Origin of the sequence: Aureibaculum algae, from assembly GCF_006065315.1 — a bacterium.
GTDB classification, from domain to species: Bacteria; Bacteroidota; Bacteroidia; order Flavobacteriales; family Flavobacteriaceae; genus Aureibaculum; species Aureibaculum algae.
Genome location: NZ_CP040749.1, coordinates 1800134 through 1819022 on the forward strand (window position 1 = coordinate 1800134; position 18889 = coordinate 1819022).

Genomic DNA, 18889 nt, shown 5'->3' on the forward strand with positions numbered 1-18889 from the left:
ATGTTTGAAAATAAATCTATAAATGAACTTTTCGCAAAGGTTCAACAAGCTTTTGAAACTAAAAAACCTTTTGTTGTATATAGGCAGCCTGAGAGTGATGTTGTTAAAGGTTTTTTTCAAAAAAATAATGACCTTTATAATACCAAAGACTATTTAGATTCAGGTTTCGTTTTTGCACCTTTTGACAATGCTTTACCTTCTATTTTATTTCCATTATCAGAATCTGAACTATACGCTTCTAAATTCACCGATGCTCATTTTATAAATAAGCAAAATGATTTGTCTGTGGTGTCTAATTTAGAAAGTTCAAAAGCGGGGCATGTAGCATTGGTTGAAAAGGGGATTAAATTTTTAGAAAATAACAAGTATAAAAAAGTGGTGCTCTCTAGAAAACAGACTATTCCTACTCCGGAATTTAATCTAGTTGAAACCTTTAAAAAACTACTTGTAAGTTATAATAATGCATTAGTGTATTGTTGGTTTCATCCTAAAGTGGGGTTGTGGCTAGGAGCAACACCTGAAACTTTGTTAAAGGTTAGTAAAACTACCTTTGCTACAATGGCATTGGCTGGAACACAGGTTTTTGATAATAAAAAATATTCTTCAGATCAAGATTCAGACTACAAAGATGTAGTATGGAAAGAGAAAGAGATAAAAGAACAAAAACATGTCACAGACTTTATATTAGAACAGTTCGAGCAGGGACGAGTACTAAATGATTTTAGGGTATCTAAGCCTTATACTACAAAAGCTGGAAATTTACTGCACCTTCGAACTGATATCTCAGGAGAATTATCACCAGAACTAACGTTAAAAAATATAATTAATTTATTACATCCAACACCCGCTGTGTGTGGAGTACCTAAGCAAGAAGCGAAAGATTTTATTTTACAAAATGAAAATTATAACCGTGAATATTATACTGGGTTTTTAGGAGAATTAAACTTAGCAGGAACTTCAAATCTATATGTTAATTTAAGATGTATGCAACTTATAAAAAATACTATTGATATTTATATTGGTGGCGGTATTACAAATGATAGTAACCCTGAAAATGAATGGGAAGAAACCGTAGCTAAAAGTAAAGTAATGTTAAAAGTATTATAATTTCACTTTATATTTAGCTCGGTCACTATTTGTATTTGGTTCTAAGAATTTTTATCTTTTAAGGTTGCTTTCAAAGTGTACGGATTGTAAAATTAGTGTACTTTTAATTGAATTAAGGATTTGTAGACCATAAGGCTGCACTTTTAAGCATAGCTCTTCTTGGTAGTTTTAATCCTGCCACTATTAATTCTGCAAAATCTTCAGGTTGTAAAACACTATCTTGAGAATCTTTGGTTGCAATACCGAGTTCAATTGACATATCAGATGCTATAGTACTTGGAGTTAATGTACAAACTCTAATATTATTTTTACGAACTTCTTTCATTAAGGATTCTGACATTCCAATTACTGCGAATTTTGATGCAGAATAAGCTGAGGTACTGGCATTTCCATTTAATCCAGCTGTAGACGAAACATTAATAATATCACCTTCATTTTTTGCTATTAAATGAGGTAAAATTTCTTTCGTCACATAATACATCCCCATCACATTAGTTTGAATAATTTGACTCCATTGGTTAACTTCCATTTCATTAAAAGTCCCGAATGCTGCAATTCCTGCATTATTTACCAAAATATCAACTGAACCTAAGGTTTTTATAATACTTTTAATACTATGTTTGACATCTTCGTAGTTGCTTACATCAAATACGGAATAAATTGCTTTAATACCATAAGCTTCTAATTCAGAAACTGTTTCTTTTAAAATAGCTTCATTTCTTCCAGTTATAGCAACATCTATTCCTTCTTTCGCAAATGCAATAGCTGTAGCTTTACCAAGTCCCCTTCCGCCGCCGGTAATTATTGCTTTTTTATTTTTTAAATCTTTCATATGAGTTTATAGAATAAGTATTTATAATAATTGTTTATAACCGTTTTATCCAATAGTCGTAATACGTTAAAAAGACATAATTTTTTCATTATTTTTTTTTAACTAATGTTTTAATTTTAACTTTTATATTAAAGCGAATAGAACGACCACGAAGATATAAAATGAAGTTGAAAACGAATTATATAAATTCTAAAATTTAGCTTAAGACCTTGATGTTAATTCATACAAATTACCTAATCAAAACAATTACTTCATCGAAATGAGTAATGAACCTTTATCTTTAAGTTTTATGATAATTCATGTGGCTTTATAATTCTTAAATAAAAGACTGATTGTTGTTATAGTTAATGTATTTATAAAGCTATCGTAATTTTATTAAGAATTGAAAATAATAAAATTACGATAGTTTTTCAGACTAAATATTAAATTTTAGACCTAACATTGCAGTTCTTCCAATATTATAAATGCCTTCACTTTTTAAACGTGATAAATGCGAAATATACTCTGTATCTAAGGCGTTGTTAAGTGTAAAGCTGAGGTTAAACTTAGTGTTGTTAATTTTTACATCTCCACCAAGACCTAAATGTAATAATTGGTAACCATCAGATTTTGTTTCAAACAGTCCCACGTTGTTTTGGTTTAATACACTTTCCAATTTTATGGATGCATACCCATTAGAAATCCAGTTTTTAATATCAAACTCACCACGTAAGGTGTTATTAAATTGATTTGCCGGTATTAGTGGTAAGTAATCTCCATTGTCTTGTTTTCCAATTACCATTTCAAAACTACTTTCTAAATGCAACCAATCTAAAGGGTGAGGGTGTAAGTGGAATCCAAATTCACTACCATACAACTTCGAGTCATCTTGTATGTATGTATAGGCATCAATATCGTCAATAGTTGTTCCTGTAGGAGTTAAAAATATATAATTCTTAATCACATTTAAGAAACCATTGGCAAAAAATTCAATGTGTTCGTTTTTATATTCAAATGCTAAATCTATTTGATAATTTTGTTCGTTATTTAAATCAGAATTTCCTATTTCATATCTATTTGTACCATGATGTACACCATTTGAAGTCAACTCTGCTAAATTAGGAGCACGAAAACCTGTAGCTAAATTTAATCGCGTCTCTACCTTATCAAATAATGTAGTTTTGTAACCTAAAGAAGCAGTGAAACTGTTGTATGAATTATCAATGGCATCAAATATATGTTCATCTCCCTCGTGTTCTACAATATGCTTTTCTGTATTAATATTTCTTGTGTCAAAGCGAATACCTCCTTGTAAAAAATGGGTATCCCATTTTGTATTTACCATAGCAAATACACCCAAATCATTCATGTTGGCATCGGGTATTAATAACTCTTCTCCCAAATTAGTATTGCTTTGTGTTAAACCTTGGACACCTAAAATACTCTCGAACTGACCTATTGTGGGTAAATGATATTGCACATCATAAGTAAACGTTTTTAGCTTCATTTGTAATGAAGGTTCTAAATGTTCTTCATGCTCTTCTTCATGCTCTTCTTCCTCGTGTTCTTCTTCATGTTCATGCTCATCTTCAAATTCTCTTCTATTATTAGCGGTATAACCTAAATGAATATCTAAATTAGAATCATTAAAATAGATGTGATTATGAGAACTAATAATATAATTGTCAATTCTTTGATACGGATTTTGAGGAATAATATGAGAGTTTTGCACACCAATTCCTTCAGCGATACCGATGTTTGATGAGGTTAAATTAAAACGATTGTCAGAACTGAAATTTTTCAACTCGAAACCTAAAGCAGATTTTACGTCAAACTCATTAAATCGAGAATTGGTAACATGCGTTCCGTCTGGTATTTTATAATCGTGATGAGAATTATAGCCCATAGACGCTATAAATTTTATAGTTTCAGAAGAAGATTTAAAATTAAATGAAGTATTACTTCCCATAGTATTGGTAAAATATTTTTGACTAATGGTGGCAGTAGTAATATTCGCATTAGCATACTTTTCAGGATTAAAATACAAGACCCCCCCTAAAGCATCAGATCCGTATAAAAGGGAAGCCGGACCTTTAATAATTTCTACACTTTCAACGCCATTATCATTTAATCCCAGCCCGTGTTCATCTCCAAACTGTTGATTTTCTAAGCGTACCCCTTGCGAATAAACCAATACTCTATTGCCGCTTAAACCTCTAATTACAGGTTTTCCAATACCCATACCTGTTGAAATTTGAGAAACCCCAGCAACATTAGAAATACCCTCAATAAGACTTACTGCTCCCGAGCGTTGTAATTGTTGAACTGTTTTGTGTTCTACCTTCATTACATTTTCGCTTTGTAATTTATTAAATGGAGTAGATAATATGACTTCGTCCATATTAAAGACAGATTCTTCTAGAGTTACATCTAATACCGTACTTTCTTCAGTAATTTCTACTGTTACGGATTTTGAATTAAACCCGACATAACCGATAACAATTGTTAAAGAGCCTTTTGGTAAATTTTTTAAGATATAATTACCGTCCATATCTGTTATTGTGCCTTTATGCAACTCTGGAGCATAAACATCGGCTTCAATAAGAGGCTGGTTATTGGTGTCAATAATTTTTCCTGAAAGCGTGTGTTGAGCATGTAATACAAGGCCACACCATACCATAAGTATAGATAAATAAATTTTCATTTTTGTAAATTTTATTATTGTTAATGCGTTGATAAAAAACTAATTAAGCAATAATAGAAGGGGGTGCTCTTGAAGATTTTGTACTCTCAAATGAATAAAAGTAAGTTTGAGTATACGAATCAAAAAGTTGAAAATAAATATGGGGTTTGATTAACGTAAAGCTACTACTAAAATCAAATGAATTGTAAGTGATTTTTAAATGGTAAAAATGACAATCAATTTGCTTTTTATGGAAGTGTTTTTCTAATTTAGCATTACAAAAATAATGTTCATGACCTTCTAAAGCATGTAGTGTTTGAAATGCAAAGGGCAAAAGAACAACTATGGCTACAAGTGTAGATAGAATTTTATGTGAATACTTTTTTCTCAAGTTGCAAAGATACTAAAATCTTAAATAGTTTTTTACTTCTTTATTTTTTTCCAGATAAATTTAAAACTATTTAAAACAAATAATGCAACAAAGCCAATGACTAGCCCAAAAATAAACTCTTTCAGAATTGATGGTACAGATGATAATAAGTCCTCTGAAACATGATGAAAAAAGTCAATATAATGAACAAAAATACCACCTGCTACTAATAATAAAGCGATTGTTCCAATAATACCTAACGCTCTAATCACCATCGGTAACGCTTTTATTAAAAATGTACCAATATAATAGGATATGTTTTTCTTGTCTTTACTAAGTTTAATAAACCTGACGCCTAAATCATCCATTCTAACGATTAGGGCTACAATGCCATAAACACCAATTGTTGCAATAATAGCTACCACCGAAACTACCATTATTTGCGTGAGAAGGGGTTTGTCGAGTACAGTACCTAGTGCAATAATTACAATTTCAATAGATAAAATAAAATCTGTAATAATGGCTGATCTTATTTTTGTCTTTTCAAGTGCTAATACTTCTTCTTTTGTGAGCTCTGTTTCTTCAACAATAACAGTTTCATGATGGTGAGGTACAATAAGTTCATATATTTTTTCGGCACCTTCATAGGCTAAATAAACACCACCTAAAATTAATATAAGTGTTACCGCCCAAGGTAAAAAAGCACTTAATAAAAATGCAATAGGTAAAATAATTAGTTTATTCAAAAAAGAACCTTTTGTAATAGCCCACAATACAGGAATTTCTCTTGAAGATATAAAGCCTGATGCTTTTTCAGCATTAACGGCTAAATCATCACCTAATATTCCAGCTGTTTTTTTTGTTGCAATTTTGCCCATAACGGCAACGTCATCCATCAATGCTGCAATATCATCAAGTAAGGCAAAAAATCCTGTAGCCATAATTTTCTAAATTGTAATTTAATAATTGTTAATTATTATTCGTTTTGTCCTTCCAAACTATTGTCTAGAACTTTAATTGCCGTTCCTTTTTGTTTAAAATTAGAACCTTTATAATGAGCAGTAAAAGAATAGGAATTGTCTTTAATTCCTGTTATTTTTACAATAAATGGTGTACTATCTAATTGCGTTTTTGGCTTGAGTTTTGTCAACTCATACTCAAAGTTTGAATTCCATTTAATAGCAAAAGTATCCTTTACATTGTCATAAGTTTCAATTTGAATATTTTCATTTCTAAAAGCAACAGATGTAGCATCTGAATCATCTAAATGGGTTTTAAATGTGCCAATTTTAAATTGATTTACATCTCCTTGTTTAGCACAAGAATAAATGAGGATAAAAGTTAATATAACAATTAAGTATCGCATTAAATTCCAGTGTAATTAGACGGAGTAATTGCTTTTAGCTCTGTTTTTATGCTATCATTAACTTCTAAGCTATCAATAAAGTCAGCCATTGATTTTTGATTAATCACAGCATTAGTTCTCGTCAATCCTTTTAAGGCTTCATATGGATTTGGATAACTTTCTCTACGTAAAATGGTTTGAATGGCCTCCGCAACAACAGCCCAATTGTTTTCTAAATCTTCTTCAAATTTTTCTTTATTTAACAATAACTTGCTAAGTCCTTTTAAGGTAGAAGAAAAACCAATTAATGTATGAGCAAAAGGAACGCCCACATTTCTTAGTACTGTTGAGTCGGTTAAATCACGTTGCAATCTAGAAATTGGAAGTTTTGCAGACAAGTGCTCAAAAATAGCATTAGCCATTCCTAAATTACCTTCCGAATTTTCAAAATCTATTGGATTTACCTTATGTGGCATTGCAGAAGAGCCCACTTCGCCAGCTTTTATTTTTTGTTTAAAATAATTCATAGAAATATAAGTCCATATATCCCTATCTAAATCTATTACTATTGTGTTTATTCGCTTTAAGGCATCAAAAATACCAGCAATGTGATCGTAATGTTCAATTTGAGTGGTAGGAAAAGAATGATGTAGTCCTAAGATGTTTTCTACGAAATTAGTACCAAATTTTTTCCAATCTATAGTAGGATAAGCAACTTTATGAGCATTAAAATTACCTGTTGCTCCACCAAATTTAGCGGCATACGGTATATTCTGCAATTGCTTTACTTGTTGTTCAATACGTTCTACAAAAACCATAAACTCTTTACCTAGTCTAGTTGGTGATGCTGGTTGGCCATGTGTACGTGCTAACATGGGGATTTCTGCCCAGTCATTAGATAAGGTTCTTAATTTTTCAATTAATGTTGCTAAATCAGGATAGTAAACGACATCAAAAGCATCATGAATAGAAAGTGGAATTGCAGTATTGTTTATGTCTTGCGATGTAAGTCCGAAATGGATAAACTCTTTGAACTTCTTTAAATTTAAAATGTCAAATTTTTCTTTTATAAAATATTCAACAGCCTTTACATCATGGTTAGTGACTTTTTCAATATCCTTGATACTTTGGGCATCTTTTGTTGAAAAATCTATATAAATAGCACGAAGTGCAGTATTTGTATTTTTATCGTAATCACTTAATTGTGGAAGTGGTATTTCAGTTAAGGCAATAAAATATTCAATTTCTACTTTAACACGATATTTTATTAAAGCTTCTTCCGAAAAAAAAGGAGCTAAATTTGATATTTTATTTCTGTATCTACCATCAATTGGTGAAACGGCACTTAATTCGTTAAGGATCATTTAGTCTAAATTAGACTGTAAAAATAAATGAAAACTAATGAACAGAAAAGTAATTAAGAGCTTTTCTAAGCAACGGTTGTTTTTTCAATTAAATCCAATACTTTTTTAGCTTTTGACGCATAATTGGCACTTTCATTCGCAATGTTTTTATTAATTATCAATTTCATTTCATAATGAATCCATCCAATTTTTTTACCAATGTAGAATAATGTGTCCATTGCATTGGTTTTGGTATTTGATTTATAATCTTTTAACATCCAATCAAAACATGTTTCAATTATTTCAGATAATTGTTCATGTGTTAATATCAACTTAATTGGCGAATCGAATTTAGAAGTATATTCTTGTGCTATTAAACTACATATTTTAGATACTGATTTAATAGCATTCTCATCACTTAACTTGGAGATGTTCTTTGTAAAATAGGATAAATTATAGGCTATCCAATCAAGACGTTGCTCAACAACAATCTCTAATGTGGCTATAGCTTTTAATGAAATATCATTATCATAATCAAATGATATCTCTACCAATGATTCAAATAAAGACTGATCTGTAAGAATAATTTTTGATAGTTTCTTAAGACTTTCTCTATTTGTATTTGGTATTATGTTTAGTTCTTTTATTAAAGAATATTTGTTCATATTTTTAACTGCGTTCATATACTACATTAAGAATTAAAAACTGTTTTAATCTCCACATTTTGGATGTATTTTAACAGAAAAAAAAGGAAAATATTATAAATATTAACTTTTTTTTTGTATACCAGTTATTAATATTCTTCATTATCTCTATAATTTATCATTGAATGTTGCGTTAAATTGTTATAAAAATCAAAGTTGGAACATTATTTGTTTAACTAATTAGAAAAGAACAATGTTTATGAAAAAAATTAAACTACCCTATATATTTATGATAGTCGCTATTTTGGGCTCTCAGTTGTCGTTCTCACAAGATGATAGTAATCAATTAGATGAAAATGGTAATAGACATGGAGTTTGGAAAAAATATTACAGTAATAGTAGAATTCGTTATAGAGGAACTTTTGAACATGGCAAGGAAGTAGGTACCTTTAAATATTACTCAGCTGCTCAGTCTGATTATCCCAATGTAATAAAGAAATTCGAAAATAATGACGGTATTGCTGATGTTAGCTTTTATAGTGATGAAGGATTATTGCTAAGTAGTGGTAAAATGGATGGTAAAAAAAGAGTAGGGAAGTGGCAATATTTTCATGAAGATGGTAAAACAATTATGTCAGAAGAAAATTATGTAGATGGTAAGTTAGAAGGAGACTATAAAACTTTTTATAATACAGGTAAACCTACAGAAGTTGGGTATTTTAAAGACGGTAAATTAGATAGTGTTTACAGAAAGTATTCTATAAAGGGGCATTTATATCAACACTTTAATTATAAGAATGGTTTGTTAAATGGAAAAGCGGTTTACTATAATAGAAAAACAGGTGAACTTACAACAAAAGGAGAATTTAAAGATGATAAGAAAGTAGGAACTTGGGAAAATTATGCAGATGGAGAGTTAATTAGTACTGAGCAACCTAACAAAAAGAAAGAGCGTCCAAAAAAACAAGAAAAAAATTAAACGTTCAATATAGAAAAAGGCCTTAATAGGGACTGTGCAATATTTTGTGTTTTAGCGATTATTTAGTTGAAAAATGATTTTGAAATTCATAGGCAAAAAATTTACCTTTAAATTTTTATCTTATGAACACAGAATTAGAAAAACAGTTGGAAGCCTTACTTGGTAAAATCACTAACAAAGAAGACTTTGATCAAGTCAAAGAACAATTACTTAAACGCGGTATTGAATCACTTTTAAGAGCAGAAATGACGGCTCATTTAGGTTACCAAAAAGGTGATTCCATAATTGCAAACAACCAGCGTAATGGTTTTTCACAGAAGACCATAAAAACGCAAAATGGAGAACAACGTATCCAAATCCCAAGAGATAGAGAGGCTAGTTTTGATCCAGTTATAGTTCCAAAACATCAGTCGATCAGTCAAGAATTAGAAGACTGTATCCAATTGCTTTACGCTAAGGGTATGAGCAATTTGGATATAATCGACTTTATCCACCGTACCTATGGTGTTAATTATTCAACATCACAGGTATCGATTATTACCAATCAATTATTAGAGGACATCAAGCTCTGGCAGAATAGGCCTTTAGAAGACGTTTATCCTATAATTTGGATAGATGCCATTCACTATAAAATAAGACAGGAAGGCAAGGTTATCTCTAAAGCTTGTATGATAGTTTTAGGTGTTAATACCGAAGGGCAACAGGATATTTTGAGCATGCATATTGTTGAAACCGAAAAAGCATCTGCTTGGATGTCTATTTTAGATGATCTGCGCTCTCGTGGAGTGAAAGATATTTTCTTTTTATGCTCGGATAACCTACCAGGACTTGACAAAGCGGTAGAAGCTATTTTCCCGGATAGCATAAGACAGATCTGTATTGTACATCAAATTAGAAACTCACTAAAATACGTGAGTTACAAAGACAGAAAAGCAATAATGACGGATATTAAAGGCATTTACCAAGCAGATAATGAACAGTTCGCTTTAGAAGCTCTCCAAATATTTAAACAAAATTGGGAACATAAATACGTATCTGCCGTACAGTCTTGGGAGAATAATTGGGATAACTTGACCGCTTTTTTAAATTATCCTAAAGAAATAAGAAAACTTATTTACACAACTAATATCATTGAAAGTTTTAATGCAAGTCTTAGAAAATATACGCGTAACAAAAAAGTGTTCCCTAATGATGATGCAGCCTTGAAATCCATCTATTTAGCGGCACAAAGCATCAGTGCAAAATGGAAGAAAACACGTTTTAAATGGGGACAAATCTACAATCAATTGTATATTTGTTTTCCAAACAGGTTATAAATCAAAAAAGTTAACCTATGAATTTTGAAATTATTTTTCAAAAACACAAAATTTTGGATAAACTCCCTTAATACAATTGTATTAAGGCCTTTTAACTAACTAACTAACTAACTAACTAACCAACCAAACTATATTTTAATTTAATGGAGGTAATATCACTTTATCTATTACGTGTATTACTCCATTTGCAGCTTGAACATCCACAGCTACTATATTGCTTACTCTATCATTAGCATCTGTTAATGTAGCACCTCCAGTAACATTTGCTGTTATATTTCCACCAAGTGTTCCAACTATCATATTATCTGTTAAAGCAGAAGATAAAACATTAGCACCTGCTACCACATGATGTTGTAAAGTGGCTGTCAATGTTTCTTCATCTATATCTTCAAGTCCAGAAGCTCCTAATTCATCTAATAAACTACCGAAAGCATCATTGGTTGGTGCAAAAACTGTAAAAGGTGCAGGGTCTGTTCCATTTGCCGTGGACAATGTAGCTACAAAATCAGGTTGATCTGCTCTTGTTAAAGCAGCTACCAACGTTGAAAAATTAGGATCTGCAGTGGCAAAAGTTACAATTGTAGGTAACCCGATTACCTTGTCAACCAAATGCACCACACCATTTTCTAAAATGTTATCTGCTGCAGTTACCTTCGATATACCATTTAAGGTAACTCCGCCTTCAGTATTTACATGCATGTTTAGATTTCCTGAACCAGGAGATAACGTAGATAAGGTCTCAATATATCCAGTTGATAAACCTGTTGATTTAACAGCTCCGCTAACAACATGATTTAAAAGAATTTGAGTTAAGACATCGGATGGTACGGCATCTATATTTGCAAAACCGTTAGAAGAAAGAAAGGCTGTAAATGCAACGTCGTTAGGAGCAAAAACAGTAAAAGGTCCCGGTCCGTCAAGTACTGTTGCCAATCCTCCATCTGCTTTGGTCAATGCTTCAAGTAAAAGTCCGTAATTGGCTTCATTTGCTTGAACAAAATCAGTTATGGTTTTAATTTCTGGTTGTTTAGGATCATCATCGTCATCACAAGATACAAATGAGAATACAAGGAATATGGCTAGAAATGCTGGTAATAATTTTGATAGTTTTTTCATCGTTTTTATGTTTAAAGTTTCGACAAATATATAAATAAATTTCAATATTGTTTAATCATTTTGAAAAAAAGTTAAACAAAACGTGAGTTTTAACATTTTTTTAGTAAAAATTGAATTTGTATTTCTGCAATACATCTTAATGAATGAGGTGTTTTTTATATCCTTCGCTATGCTTATCTTTGCATTTAAATTGATTTAAAAATGAAAAGAGTCGTAGTAGGACTTTCAGGAGGTGTAGATTCTAGTGTTGCCGCTTATTTATTGAAAGAACAGGGGTATGAAGTTATTGGCTTATTTATGAAAAATTGGCATGATGATTCGGTTACCATATCTAATGAATGTCCATGGTTAGAAGATAGTAATGATGCTATGCTAGTTGCTGAAAAATTAGGAATACCTTTTCAGGTTGTAGATTTGAGTGAAGAATACAAGGAACGTATAGTTGATTATATGTTTCGTGAATATGAAATAGGAAGAACGCCAAACCCTGATGTACTATGTAATAGAGAAATAAAATTTGATGTTTTTTTAAAAATAGCATTAGAATTGGGTGCTGATTTTGTAGCAACGGGTCATTATTGTCGTAAAGGGATTATTAAGACTAATGATCAAGAAACATATCAATTGTTGGCCGGTAAGGATGTTAATAAAGATCAATCTTATTTTCTATGTCAATTATCTCAAGAACAATTGGCTACAACACTTTTTCCTATTGGAGAACTAACGAAACCTGAAGTTAGACAAATTGCTACTGATTTAGATTTAATTACAGCAGAAAAGAAAGATTCACAAGGGTTATGTTTTATTGGTAAAGTACGTTTACCAGAATTTTTACAGCAAAAATTACAACCTAAAGAAGGTGTTATTGTGCAAATACCAAATGATGCCCAAGTTTTTAATAGATCTAAAACTGAGTTTGAATCTAAAGAAGAGGAATTGGCCTATAAAGCTACAAAATATGAATATCATTTAAATGATGGAAAAGTAGTTGGTAAACATCAAGGGGCTCATTATTTTACTAAAGGTCAACGAAAAGGCTTAGCTGTTGGTGGAACGGTAGAACCACTATTTGTTATAGAAACTGATGTAGATGAAAATATTATTTATACTGGTGAAGGGAAAAACCATAAAGGACTCTATAGAAATGTTCTTTTTGTAAATAATAATGAAATTCATTGGGTTCGTGAGGATTTAGCATTAAAGGATGGTGAACAATTACAAGTAAAGGCTAGAATAAGATATAGGCAAGCGTTGGAAAATGCAACGATATATAAGATAAGTGGTGGACTATATGTGGAATTCGAAAATCAACAATCAGCTATCACAGAAGGTCAATTTGTGGCCTGGTATCAAGATGATGAGTTGTTAGGGTCTGGAGTAATTTCTTAAATTAAAGCAATGTTAGAAAATAATAAAATCACAAAATTATTTGATATAAAGTATCCGCTAATTCAAGCGGGAATGGTATGGGCTAGTGGTTGGCGATTAGTTTCTGCGGTGAGTAATGCTGGCGGACTCGGATTGATAGGAGCAGGATCTATGTATCCAGATGTATTAAAGGAGCACATTCAGAAGTGTAAAAAAGCTACAGATAAGCCCTTTGGTATAAATGTGCCCATGTTATATCCAAACATAAAAGAACTACTTCAAATTATAATTGACGAAGAAGTCAAAATAGTTTTTACATCTGCGGGTAATCCAAAGACGTATACTTCTTTTCTAAAAGAAAATGGTATTACTGTAGTGCATGTTGTCAGTTCTTTGAAATTTGCTTTAAAGGCTCAAGAAGCTGGAGTTGATGCAATTGTAGCTGAAGGTTTTGAAGCAGGAGGCCATAATGGTCGTGATGAGACTACTACATTTACGCTAATCCCCATGGTAAAAGAAAAAATAAAGATTCCACTTATTGCTGCTGGAGGAATAGCAACTGGAAGAGGAATGTTAGCCGCTATGGTGTTGGGGGCAGATGCTGTTCAAATTGGGAGTAGGTTTGTTGCTAGTGAAGAAGCATCTTCGCATATTAATTTTAAACAAAAAGTTGTAGAGGCCAAGGAAGGAGATACGCAATTGACGTTAAAAGAACTAGCTCCCGTTCGTTTGTTAAAGAATAAGTTTTTTAATGATGTTCAAGATTTGTATAAAAAGAACCCTACAATCGATGAACTAAAAGATTTACTAGGTAGGGCAAGAGCCAAAAAAGGTATGTTTGAAGGTGATTTAGAAGAGGGTGAATTAGAAATAGGGCAAATAGCAGGATTAATCCATACCATAAAACCAGCTTCTGAAATTGTAAGTGAAATTATGTCAGACTTTGATAGTGCAAGAAAAGAAATGGCATTCTATTAAAGGAATAACCTATATAACAGAGAGCAATATCAAATCTATTAAAGATTACTTAGGTATATCTATATAATAAACCTTACGTGATTTATTATTCAATTTATTTTCACGTAACCATGGGTTTAAAATTTTCAATTCCCTGTAAGTTGTATTATGTTCTTTTGCAAATTGTGCTAAATTCGCTATAGCTGTATCTACTTTGATCGTCGTGTGTTCCGGATATGTATATAAATCAGACTCATCAAATTGAAAGCCATATTTTTTAGGGTTGCTTAAGATATACTTCGCTGCTAAAATTCTAGGTAAATAACGTTCTGTATTAGGGCCTGATAGTAAATCATAATAACTATCAACCATTTGTTCTCTTAAGTATTTATTGATGTTTCCTTTACCGGAATGATACGTAGCAGCAGCTAAAGCCCAAGTGCCAAATGTTTTTTTAGCGTCTATTAAGTAATCACAAGCTGCACGAGTCGTTTTTTCTAAATGATAACGCTCGTCAACATTACTGTTTACTTCCAAGCCATTCTCTCTTGCCGCACCGCTTAATTGTTGCCAAAAGCCTTTTGCACCAGCAGGTGAGGTTACGTTCATTAAATTACTTTCAATAACCGCTATATATTTAAAATCGTCAGGTAAACCTTTTTCTTTTAAAATGGGTTCTATGATTGGAAAGTATTTATTTGCACGTTTAATCCACAATAGACCATTAGATTGCCAATAGGTATTCACTAAAAACTCTCTATCTACATCTTCTTTAATGTAATCTTTCTCCAAAGGAACTCTTTCACCAGCAAACTCTAAATTATCTGGAATTTTTATAGCTTTGATATTATAAGAATCGCTTGTTATTTTATCGTTTTCGACAGTAACTTCAGTAGTATCTGTAATATCATATTCAGTTACACTGTCTTGCTGTGCGGCATTAATTAAAACACCACTTAAAATAATAACACTTAATATAACTAGTATGCGAAGAGGCTTATTCATAATATTGGGGATTGTTAAAAGGGTGATACAAAATTAGCGAAATTTTCTGCAATTTTATCCTTTTCAGAAATAATTGGCATTTTAATTTGCCAATCTATATTTAACGTGCTGTCGTTCCATAAAATTGCTTTTTCAGAGGCTTTATTATAGTAATCTGAACATTTATAACTAAATATGGTATTGTCTTCGAGTACTGAAAAACCATGAGCAAATCCTTTAGGTACATAGAGTTGCGTCTTATTTTTACTTGATAACACTTGCTTAAAATGCTGTCCATAGGTTTGCGAACCTTTTCTTAAGTCAACAACAACATCTAAAACACTTCCTGTAATTACACGAACGAGTTTAGATTGTGCAAATGGTGGAGCTTGAAAATGTAAACCTCTCAGAACACCTTTATGCGATAGAGATTCATTGTCTTGTACAAATTCATCATTAACTAAATTTTCCAGATTTCTTTTGTTGTAACTTTCTGAAAAGTAACCTCTGTCATCTGTAAAAACATTGGGTATAATAATTAATAAATCTTTGATAAATGTTTTTTCAATCTTCATAAGTATAGTTCGACTTCTAAAATTTAAGGTTTATTCTTTTTTAAATAGAGTGTTGTTTTTTATTCCAAGTAGGGAATAATGTTGCGTTAAAGATACTAAATAACTTCTAGCAATATCTTAGAAATTGGTCTTGCCTTATTTATTATCATTGAATGCGTACCTCCTTTTATAACTTTACAACCTTTGACATGTTTAATGGGAAAAACACTATCATTATTACCATGAATATGAATTATATTGGGTAATGGTATTTCCTGAGACCAGTTTAATACGTTATGAATTGCCCAAGGAAGATAATTATCATCTCGCATGGAAAGGTATTTTTTATAGAGTTCTGCCCGTTTTTTTATAGTATCCCCAAAGGCATACTTTGCTAGGCTTTCAATATTGGTTACCGCCTTTACAGGAAAGAGTTTGTATGCTTTTGTAATTTTAGCTAATTTTAAACGTTTAGGAATTTCATCTTTACATTTTACACTTGAAATAATAATAACTTTATCTGTTGTGATAAGTTTACTCATTTCTTGAACAACAACACCACCAAAAGATACACCCAGTAAAATAGGGTTTTTATGTGTAATTCGATCACACATTCTTTTTGCATAATGTTGAATGCTTTCTTCTTTCGTATCAGGTATTAACCAATCCAAATGATGAATTTCATACTGTTCAATAGGTAGTTTTATGTATTCAAATATCTCTGGACTAGCCGCTAAACCTGGCACGAAATAGAGGTGCTTTTTTTCTATCATGCTACAAAATCAGGTTGTTTTACAAACTCAAATTTAACAATTCCATCTTCATCAATTTCTCTTAATTTAATAGGATGGAGGGTGTTTACTAATTCAGGATTCCATGGTGTTTTTACTTTAACGTAATTTTCAGTAAAACCATGAATGTAACCTTCTTTGTTTTCGTTTTCAAACAATACTGTTAAATCATTTCCTAATTGACTTTCGTAAAAGGCTCTGCGTTTTTTAACGGATAAACCTCTCAGCATTTTGCTACGTTTATGACGTACATTTTTTGGAACAACTTGATCCATTAAAACAGCTTCCGTATTTGGACGTTCAGAGTACGTAAAAACATGTAGATAGGATATGTCTAGTTCATTTAAATAATTATATGTTTCTAAAAAATGGGCATCAGTTTCTCCAGGGAAACCTACAATAACATCAACTCCAATACAGGCGTTGGGCATCGTTTCTTTTATTTGTAGAACTCTATTTGTATACGTATTACTTAAATAACGACGTTTCATTCTTTTCAATAAATCATCGCTACCACTTTGCAAGGGGATATGAAAGTGAGGTACAAAAGTTTTTGAATTTGCTACAAAGTCAATTGTTTTGTCTTTTAGCAAATTAGGCTCAATAGAAGAAATACGTAAACGATGTATACCATCAACATTTTCTAAGGCTTGCACTAGTTCGAAAAAAGTATGTTCATGTTTTTTGTTACCAAATTCACCTTTACCATAATCGCCGATGTTAACACCTGTCAATACAATTTCTTTAATACCGCGTTCAGAAATTTCCTTTGCATTTTGCAAAACATTTTCTAAGGTATCACTTCTAGAAATACCTCGAGCTAAAGGAATAGTACAATAGGTACATTTATAGTCGCAACCATCTTGAACTTTTAAAAAGGCACGTGTTCTATCACCAATAGAGTAGGAGCCTTCATAGAAATTAGCATCTGAAATTTCGCATGAATGAACTTCTCCTTTGTCATTTTTTGACAGATCATTTATATAATCAGTAACATTGAATTTTTCAGTAGCACCCAAAACCAAATCAACCCCATCCACTTTTGCTAGTTCCTCAGGTTTTAATTGGGCATAACATCCAATTGCAATTAGAAAAGCCTGGTCATTCTGTTTTAGAGCTGATTTTACGATAGTTTTAAATCGTTTATCAGCGTTATCAGTCACTGAACAGGTATTAATCACATAGATATCTGCTTTTTCATTAAAGTCTACCCGCGTAAAGCCCTTATCTTGAAAACCTCTAGCAATTGTTGAGGTTTCAGAAAAATTTAATTTACATCCGAGTGTATAAAAAGCGACCTTTTGTTGTATACGCATACCATTACTTTGAAAAAATGCAAAAGTACAAAAAGTTTAATAGTGAGTTTCTTTTAATGATAGAAAACTCAGCTTGGTTTTTATTGCAATCATTTTATCTCATGCATATTTAAACGAGTTACGTTTATTGGTATACACGTACATAATCAATTTCCATGGTTGATGTAACAAAATCGGGATCAATAGTACCTCCTAAATTACCACCTACAGCAACATTCAAAATAATAAATTGTTTTTCTGAAAATGGCCATGTCTGATTGTTTTTTGTGCTTGGATTATAGGTGTAATATTCAACGTCATCCAATAAAAAAGTAATACTTTCTTCTGTCCAAACCATTGAGTAGATATGAAACTCAGTAGTTTCATTCGTTATCGTATTTGCTTTATAATTAACTGTTGCTCCTGAGCTAGAGGCAGTATGTAATGCACTCGAAATATGTCCCGGATTATTTCCTACATATTCCATAATATCAATTTCACCACAAGTAGGCCAGCCCACTGTATTTATATTGGCTCCTAGTGTCCATATGGCAGGCCAGAGACCGCCACCGGCAGGTAATTTAGCTTTTACATCAATCCTTCCATACGTAAATTCAAACTTACCAGCAGTCAATAGTCGTGCTGAGGTATATTGAAAACTTTCATACGATTCTTTCTTAGCTGTAATTTTTAAAAGTCCGTTTTCAACTTTTGCATTATCCAAGCGATCTGTATAGTATTCAGATTCGTTATTACCCCAGCCATTATCACCATTACCAGTATTATAGCCCCAATTAGAAGTATTTGGAGCACCATCTTGTTCAAACTCATCTTGCCATACTAAGGCTAATACATCATTTACATAGACTTTTAAGGTGGATGTTGTACTCGTAAATCCACTAGCGTTGTAAGCAGAAACTATAATAGTATGGTCATTCGTTCCTTTTTTAGTAAAGGTATAGCTAAATGTGTTTTGAGTTAAATCTAAGGTTTCATTATTTATCAATACTTTATAAGAAGTGGCATTTGTAGCATTAATAGTAAAGTTTACTATTCCGCTGCCATCTCCATTTGGATTTTCGTTGTCTACTCCAACTATTTTTCCGATAATTGAAAGGTTAGATGGTTTTGTAGTTGCAGGCTCATCATTATTGCTGTCACTGCTACATGATACTATTGCTATTGATAAGAATACGAACAATAATGATTTTATTTTATACATGGAA

General features: G+C 31.7%; 17 protein-coding genes. 5 read left to right on the top strand and 12 right to left on the bottom strand.

All coding sequences use genetic code 11. The annotated features are described in order from the left end of the window. On the top strand, positions 1-1107 hold the full coding sequence (locus tag FF125_RS07385; protein ID WP_138949159.1) for an isochorismate synthase: 1107 nt from the start codon (positions 1-3) through the stop codon (positions 1105-1107). Positions 1108-1219: 112 nt separating this feature from the next. Here the strand turns inward: FF125_RS07385 and FF125_RS07390 are convergent, their stop codons facing one another. The 6 genes from FF125_RS07390 to FF125_RS07415 form a co-directional block, all read right to left on the bottom strand. Then, positions 1220-1939 carry a 3-ketoacyl-ACP reductase gene (locus tag FF125_RS07390; RefSeq protein ID WP_138949160.1) on the bottom strand — a complete coding sequence of 240 codons (720 nt, stop codon included), beginning with the start codon at positions 1937-1939 and terminating at the stop codon, positions 1220-1222. A 415-nt stretch (positions 1940-2354) separates the two neighbouring features. Then, positions 2355-4622 (bottom strand): TonB-dependent receptor, encoded by a 2268-nt coding sequence (locus tag FF125_RS07395; RefSeq protein WP_138949161.1) that lies wholly within the window; start codon positions 4620-4622, stop codon positions 2355-2357. Between the two features lie 402 nt (positions 4623-5024). Then, entirely contained in the window at positions 5025-5912 is an 888-nt protein-coding gene (locus FF125_RS07400; protein WP_138949162.1) for a DUF808 domain-containing protein, read from the bottom strand. Between the two features lie 35 nt (positions 5913-5947). Then, entirely contained in the window at positions 5948-6337 is a 390-nt protein-coding gene (locus tag FF125_RS07405; protein WP_138949163.1) for a hypothetical protein, read from the bottom strand. Continuing rightward, positions 6337-7680, bottom strand: a complete 1344-nt coding sequence (gene purB / locus FF125_RS07410) for an adenylosuccinate lyase (protein WP_138949164.1) — start codon at positions 7678-7680, stop codon at positions 6337-6339. Before purB ends, FF125_RS07405 begins: the two co-directional genes overlap by 1 nt. A gap of 65 nt (positions 7681-7745) precedes the next feature. Further along, the gene (locus FF125_RS07415) at positions 7746-8324 is read right to left on the bottom strand and encodes a hypothetical protein (protein ID WP_138949165.1); all 579 of its coding nucleotides are present in this window, start codon (positions 8322-8324) and stop codon (positions 7746-7748) included. Positions 8325-8562: 238 nt separating this feature from the next. Between FF125_RS07415 and FF125_RS07420 the strand changes: the two genes are divergently transcribed. Both FF125_RS07420 and FF125_RS07425 read left to right on the top strand, forming a co-directional pair. Then, positions 8563-9282, top strand: a complete 720-nt coding sequence (locus FF125_RS07420; protein ID WP_250629704.1) for a toxin-antitoxin system YwqK family antitoxin — start codon at positions 8563-8565, stop codon at positions 9280-9282. Positions 9283-9404: 122 nt separating this feature from the next. Beyond that, complete coding sequence (locus FF125_RS07425) at positions 9405-10598, top strand: IS256 family transposase (protein ID WP_138949166.1); 1194 nt, start codon at positions 9405-9407, stop codon at positions 10596-10598. Positions 10599-10733: 135 nt separating this feature from the next. On the opposite strand, the gene FF125_RS07430 is transcribed toward FF125_RS07425, so the two are convergent. Beyond that, positions 10734-11714: a fasciclin domain-containing protein gene (locus tag FF125_RS07430; protein WP_138949167.1), complete on the bottom strand. Its 981-nt coding sequence runs from the start codon at positions 11712-11714 to the stop codon at positions 10734-10736. 201 nt (positions 11715-11915) lie between these two features. Between FF125_RS07430 and mnmA the strand changes: the two genes are divergently transcribed. Then, positions 11916-13103, top strand: coding sequence for a tRNA 2-thiouridine(34) synthase MnmA (gene mnmA, locus FF125_RS07435; protein ID WP_138949168.1), 1188 nt, complete (start codon positions 11916-11918; stop codon positions 13101-13103). 9 nt (positions 13104-13112) lie between these two features. Next, on the top strand, positions 13113-14060 hold the full coding sequence (locus FF125_RS07440) for an NAD(P)H-dependent flavin oxidoreductase (protein ID WP_138949169.1): 948 nt from the start codon (positions 13113-13115) through the stop codon (positions 14058-14060). 45 nt (positions 14061-14105) lie between these two features. Here the strand turns inward: FF125_RS07440 and FF125_RS07445 are convergent, their stop codons facing one another. The 5 genes from FF125_RS07445 to FF125_RS07465 all read right to left on the bottom strand — a co-directional run bounded on the left by FF125_RS07445 (position 14106) and on the right by FF125_RS07465 (position 18885). After that, entirely contained in the window at positions 14106-15044 is a 939-nt protein-coding gene (locus FF125_RS07445; protein ID WP_138949170.1) for a lytic transglycosylase domain-containing protein, read from the bottom strand. A 14-nt stretch (positions 15045-15058) separates the two neighbouring features. Then, positions 15059-15598 carry a dTDP-4-dehydrorhamnose 3,5-epimerase gene (rfbC, locus tag FF125_RS07450; protein WP_138949171.1) on the bottom strand — a complete coding sequence of 180 codons (540 nt, stop codon included), beginning with the start codon at positions 15596-15598 and terminating at the stop codon, positions 15059-15061. 95 nt (positions 15599-15693) lie between these two features. Further along, positions 15694-16350 (bottom strand): alpha/beta hydrolase, encoded by a 657-nt coding sequence (locus FF125_RS07455; protein ID WP_138949172.1) that lies wholly within the window; start codon positions 16348-16350, stop codon positions 15694-15696. After that, positions 16347-17684, bottom strand: a complete 1338-nt coding sequence (mtaB, locus tag FF125_RS07460; RefSeq protein WP_138949173.1) for a tRNA (N(6)-L-threonylcarbamoyladenosine(37)-C(2))-methylthiotransferase MtaB — start codon at positions 17682-17684, stop codon at positions 16347-16349. Before mtaB ends, FF125_RS07455 begins: the two co-directional genes overlap by 4 nt. Positions 17685-17808: 124 nt before the next feature. Further along, positions 17809-18885 carry a glycoside hydrolase family 16 protein gene (locus FF125_RS07465; protein WP_138949174.1) on the bottom strand — a complete coding sequence of 359 codons (1077 nt, stop codon included), beginning with the start codon at positions 18883-18885 and terminating at the stop codon, positions 17809-17811. Between the last annotated feature and the right edge of the window lie 4 nt (positions 18886-18889).

What these genes read in the sequence shown, in the direction of transcription:
- FF125_RS07385 (WP_138949159.1), top strand. Translation starts at nt 1, where the DNA reads ATGTTTGAAAATAAATCTATAAATGAACTTTTCGCAAAGGTTCAACAA.
- FF125_RS07390 (WP_138949160.1), bottom strand. Translation starts at nt 1,939, where the DNA reads ATGAAAGATTTAAAAAATAAAAAAGCAATAATTACCGGCGGCGGAAGG.
- FF125_RS07395 (WP_138949161.1), bottom strand. Translation starts at nt 4,622, where the DNA reads ATGAAAATTTATTTATCTATACTTATGGTATGGTGTGGCCTTGTATTA.
- FF125_RS07400 (WP_138949162.1), bottom strand. Translation starts at nt 5,912, where the DNA reads ATGGCTACAGGATTTTTTGCCTTACTTGATGATATTGCAGCATTGATG.
- FF125_RS07405 (WP_138949163.1), bottom strand. Translation starts at nt 6,337, where the DNA reads ATGCGATACTTAATTGTTATATTAACTTTTATCCTCATTTATTCTTGT.
- purB (WP_138949164.1), bottom strand. Translation starts at nt 7,680, where the DNA reads ATGATCCTTAACGAATTAAGTGCCGTTTCACCAATTGATGGTAGATAC.
- FF125_RS07415 (WP_138949165.1), bottom strand. Translation starts at nt 8,324, where the DNA reads ATGAACAAATATTCTTTAATAAAAGAACTAAACATAATACCAAATACA.
- FF125_RS07420 (WP_250629704.1), top strand. Translation starts at nt 8,563, where the DNA reads ATGAAAAAAATTAAACTACCCTATATATTTATGATAGTCGCTATTTTG.
- FF125_RS07425 (WP_138949166.1), top strand. Translation starts at nt 9,405, where the DNA reads ATGAACACAGAATTAGAAAAACAGTTGGAAGCCTTACTTGGTAAAATC.
- FF125_RS07430 (WP_138949167.1), bottom strand. Translation starts at nt 11,714, where the DNA reads ATGAAAAAACTATCAAAATTATTACCAGCATTTCTAGCCATATTCCTT.
- mnmA (WP_138949168.1), top strand. Translation starts at nt 11,916, where the DNA reads ATGAAAAGAGTCGTAGTAGGACTTTCAGGAGGTGTAGATTCTAGTGTT.
- FF125_RS07440 (WP_138949169.1), top strand. Translation starts at nt 13,113, where the DNA reads ATGTTAGAAAATAATAAAATCACAAAATTATTTGATATAAAGTATCCG.
- FF125_RS07445 (WP_138949170.1), bottom strand. Translation starts at nt 15,044, where the DNA reads ATGAATAAGCCTCTTCGCATACTAGTTATATTAAGTGTTATTATTTTA.
- rfbC (WP_138949171.1), bottom strand. Translation starts at nt 15,598, where the DNA reads ATGAAGATTGAAAAAACATTTATCAAAGATTTATTAATTATTATACCC.
- FF125_RS07455 (WP_138949172.1), bottom strand. Translation starts at nt 16,350, where the DNA reads ATGATAGAAAAAAAGCACCTCTATTTCGTGCCAGGTTTAGCGGCTAGT.
- mtaB (WP_138949173.1), bottom strand. Translation starts at nt 17,684, where the DNA reads ATGCGTATACAACAAAAGGTCGCTTTTTATACACTCGGATGTAAATTA.
- FF125_RS07465 (WP_138949174.1), bottom strand. Translation starts at nt 18,885, where the DNA reads ATGTATAAAATAAAATCATTATTGTTCGTATTCTTATCAATAGCAATA.